The sequence below is a fragment of the Microcoleus sp. LEGE 07076 genome, from assembly GCF_015207455.1.
Classification (GTDB): Bacteria; Cyanobacteriota; Cyanobacteriia; order Cyanobacteriales; family Microcoleaceae; genus Microcoleus.
In genome coordinates, this window is record NZ_JADEWV010000319.1 from 1 (window position 1) to 4,891 (window position 4,891).

The 4,891-nt window shown below is 48.2% G+C and carries 2 protein-coding genes; one reads left to right on the forward strand and one right to left on the reverse strand.

Annotated elements, in window-relative coordinates; all coding sequences use genetic code 11:
* On the reverse strand, window positions 1-2,578 hold a 2,578-nt coding region (gene bchH / locus IQ270_RS28145; protein WP_193976423.1), incomplete at its 3' end, for a magnesium chelatase subunit H.
* Between the two features lie 239 nt (window positions 2,579-2,817).
* Here bchH and cobJ point away from each other — a divergent pair.
* Entirely contained in the window at window positions 2,818-4,590 is a 1,773-nt protein-coding gene (cobJ, locus tag IQ270_RS28150) for a precorrin-3B C(17)-methyltransferase (protein WP_193976424.1), read from the forward strand.
* Window positions 4,591-4,891 lie beyond the last annotated feature (301 nt).

The window sequence follows — 4,891 nt, forward strand, 5'->3', positions numbered from 1 at the left end:
GAATATATTCCCCATTCAAGCCCCGCAAAAGATTAGTCAACTCATCCGTCGTTTGTAACAACAAATCTCGAACCAGCAACCCTTCCTCAAAAACCCCATCAAACCCATCTTGTGGCACAGGCATCTTGCCCGTGCTAGTTTGGGAAACAATAGCTTTTAGCTGTTCTGGTGACAACTTATCCCCAAAATAAGCCTCAAGATAAGCCCGCATTTCCTCAGAATTAGGCGGTTCCCCCAAAACGTGCAAACCCGAAGAAAACAAGCGACATTCCACCACCTGCAAATACTCGTACAGCTTCACCAAATAGCGGTTAAAAGCATCAGCACTAAACATTCGCAGATTTTCAAAACTAAAAGCAATCCCCAATTTTAGAGCATCATCAAACGGACAATCAGCCTCCAAACCGCTATCTAAAATCTGCTTGCAAATAGCCTCTTTCAGCAGATAATTTTTTTCTGCATCCTCGCGATATTCCGCAATCAACTCGCGCAAAGTTATCAATTCCTTGTACAAGCCAGCGCGACCGTAGGCTGGCACGTTGTGAGAAATTAAAACACCGTAACCGCGCCGTTTTGCTAACATCGATTCAGACGGATTGTTGGCGGCGTAGATATAAAGATTCGGCAAACTTCCCAACAAAATATCTGACCAAGAATAGCCAGTATTTCCCAGAGGAGATCCGGGCAACCATTCCACAGTTCCGTGCATCCCGAAGTGAACTACAGCATCAGCTTGGAAGTCATTTTGCAGCCACTTGTAAAAAGCGGCGTATTGCGGGTGAGGCGTCAAATCGCGATCGAACATCAAGCGCATCGGATCGCCGGAAATTCCCAGCGGTGGCTGCAAACCTATCCACACATTCCCCAGTTGAATGCCACCGATTTGAAATTCGTCGCCGTCGGTTTTAATGCCCGTACCAGTTAGAGATTTCCACTGTTTTTCGATGCGACTTGCTGACAAGTATCCCAGCCACTTCTCCAGGGTTTTGACATTAACTGTATTGCGGTGAATTCCCTCCGCATCGGCGGTGACTTCATCCGCCTCCTTCACCATGCGAATTAACTCCTCACCGTCAGCCGGAATTTCTCCAACTGTATAACCTGCATCTTGAAGTTTGTGCAGGAAATTTAGCAGCGATTTCGGTACATTTAATAAAGCCGCCGTACCCGCCGCACCGTAACCGGGAGGAAACCCGTATAAAATAATTGCAATTTTTCTTTCAGATGGGGGAGTTTTACCTAGTTTCACCCAATTGTTAATTCTACTTGTGAGGCGTTTGGCGCGATCGGGAACCAGGTAAATATCCTCACCCACCAAACCGCCCAGAGGCACAGGGTCGATCGCGCCATCCAACTCCGGCAAAGCATACAATACCACACTTTGCAAACCACCAATCCCCTGCCGAGTCCAAGAATGGATATCCTGAATCAACAGAGGCGCAGACACAAAATAAGGTACATTTTTAGCAGCCAGAATCTTCTTAGCAACTTCCACCTGACGCCCAGCCTCCATCGAACCAGCGGGCCCGCCCACCAGCGGAAAGCCAATCGTAGAAACAATCGCATCAACTTCCACAGCATCTGGAGAAAGCGAAAGAGTTGCGGCGTTTCCTTGTTTTCGCTGCACAGTTTCAGCAGCAGAAGTCATCCAATCCCGCACCGCCACATGGCCTTCAACGCCATTGATAAAAATCGGTAGGGGTATAATTCCCGCATCTTCAAAATAGCGAATTAATTGAGGAATATAAGGCTGTTTGGTGACAACGTGCTTGCGGTAAAGCAAAATGCCCACAACGGGTTTTGTATCATTTTGTCTGGAGATTGTCTGGTGCGTCGCTGGGAGATTGTCGAGTTGATTCGCAGATTTTTCATCGATCCGCACCCTACGAGATATAATTGTTTGATTACCGAGATACCAATCCAAATATTGCCGAGGCGATTCAAAATAACCGTTATAATTTGGATGCAGCAAACCCATATTGGGAGTTTCCACAGGAGGTGGAATATCTGCAACCTTCAGCCCTAAATACTTTTGGGCAATAATCCAAAACATCGAGACAACATTATCAGTACCGCCCGCATTCCAGTAACCATAAATAATTAGCCAATTTCGCAAATCTTGGACTTTTTGCACTGGCACATATTTTAATAACTTCGGCCCCACCTTCAAAAAACTGATGTAACCAGCGAGTTTATCTTCTTCTCGCCCGTTGCTGAACTTATCCAAAATAAACTTAACCGGCTTCGGCATACCTTTCGGTTTGTCGCCAATTTTAAAAGCGCCGATTTGAGTGAGACTCATTAATTCCAAAGCCGACTCAAAAACCAGGCGAATGGGAATATGTTGCACCCTTTCTCGCAGCCACATTACCGCATCGTAATCAAACAGCAAACTCCCAAAAAACACATCAGCATTCGAGAGGGCGGCTGCTACGGCGTCGGGTTCATCTGCAAGGGCGCGATCGCTAAAAACCCGCACTTCTAAATCCTGACACCGGAAAGCAGCCAACTGGGCGGCTTTCCGGTACAAATCGGCATTGAAAGATTCAAACCCTGCAATTAACACAATCCGTTTCACAGCCAAACCTCGAAATATAGCAGTTGACAGTTGACAGTTGACAGTTGACAGTTGATAGTTGATAGTTACATATAGCCTTTCTCAAAAAGATGAGGTATGACTGACAGCTTATAGAACCGCTGAAACCAAGATGGCCCAAGCCCAACAACGTCCGCGAACCTTTGTGAGAACCGCTATAGTATGGGAATCAAAGAGTTTTCCGTCGCAATTCTCATAAAATATAAAATATAAAATATAAAATGCTTCGAGTTACTCCGGCCATAATTATCTTAGGTCAAAACAGCCTAGCGATCGCCAAAACAATCTCCACAGTCTTCCCAGGTTCCCAGATTTACGGTTTAGTCGATCGCACATCCGACACAGACATCAACTTTAGCAACTTCGGCGAAACATTGCGGGAATTATTCGCCACAGAAACCCCAATCATCGCCATCTGCGCCGCCGGAATCATCATCCGCACCCTCGCCCCGCTGCTATCAGACAAACGCGCCGAACCCCCAGTCTTAGCAGTCGCCGAAGATGGAAGCGCCGTCGTACCGCTGCTAGGAGGTTTACACGGAGTCAACGACTTAGCCAGAGAAATTGCAGCAGCCCTCGGCGTACAACCCGCCATCACGACGACGGGAGATATCCGGTTTCGGACGGCGCTGCTGAGTCCTCCCCAAGGCTATTATTTAGCGAATCCAGAGGATGCGAAGACTTTTATTTCAAATTTGCTCGCCGGAGCGAAAGTACGGCTAGAAGGGGCTGCTAACTGGCTTTGGGAGAGCAATTTGCCACTCGCCCCCGATGCCAAATTAACTCTACTCGTCACCGAAAAAGCAGTTTTACCAACCGTCGATTGTTTAGTTTACCACCCGCAAATTGCAGCATTTGCACTCACAAATCTATCCTGTGTTGAGCCGGAAGTAGCAATTTCCTACGTGCAGCAAATCTTAGAAAACACAGATGTAGCAGCCGCCTCAGTTGCCGGATTTTTTGCCTTAAAAAATGATATGGGAAATCCGATTTTAGAAGCAATTAGCCAATTTTTTAAAGTGCCAGTTTGTTTGTTGAATGTTCCCGAACTTGTGGAATTCGAGACAGTTAAATTAATACAATATAATTCCAGTTTTGATGTCACCGCCGCCCAAATTAGCCTGACAGCAGCGGGCGCAAACAGTCAGTTAATCGGATACGATCGCACAAACGCCTTCACTTGTGCGATCGCACTTGCTACCCAACCGATCGATGCAAGTGCGATCGGCATCAGCCGCGGCAAACTGGCGATCGTCGGTACCGGGCCCGGAGGCGCGCCCTGGATGTCCCCGGAAGTCAAACAAATTCTGCGGGAAGCCACGGATTGGGTGGGTTACAAGTTCTATCTCGACTTAGCCGGCACCCTGCGGGAAGGACAAAACAGGCACGATTCCGACAACCGCCAAGAGATCGATCGCGCCCGTTTTGCATTAGATTTAGCAGCATCCGGCAAATCCGTCGCCGTGGTTTCATCGGGAGATCCGGGGATTTTTGCGATGGCTGCGGCAGTGTTTGAGGCGATCGACTTTGACGCTAAACCCGAATGGGAAGGCATCGACATTCGGGTAGCACCGGGTATTTCCGCGATGCAGGCGGCCGCTGCTGCGATCGGAGCACCCCTCGGACACGATTTTTGCGCGATTTCGCTTTCGGATATTCTCAAGCCCTGGGAGGTCATAGAACAGCGGATTTCGGCCGCTGCAAAGGCGGATTTAGTTATGGCATTCTACAATCCAATCTCGAAACAGCGGATTTGGCAACTCGGAAGGGCGATCGAGATTTTGTTAGAAACTCGCGATGCTAAAACCCCAGTTGTATTGGGGCGAAACCTCGGGAGACCCGGAGAATCAGTGCGCGTTTGCACCCTCGGCGAATTCCAACCCGAAGACGCGGATATGAGAACCTTAGTAATTATCGGTTCCAGTCAAACTCGGATTATTCCTCGGAAGTTTGGAGATGTTTGGGTATACACACCGCGCAGGTATGAGAAATAAGTTTAAATGATTTCTCTCTCTTCTCCTTCTCTGCGTCCTCTGCGCCCTCTGCGGTTAAAAAATCTTCTTCACAAAACCCGCAACCAATGAACGCTAAATTACCAGTTGTAGGGTGCGTCGCAGGGTAATAGTTGCTAGTAGCGAGAATTGTCGGTGGCGACGCACCCTACGCTGTCTACAATCCAATCTCGAAACAGCGGATTTGGCAACTCGGAAGGGCGATCGAGATTTTGTTGCAAAGTCGCGATGCTAAAACCCCGGTTGTATTGGGGCGAAACCTCGGGAGACCCGGAGAATCAGT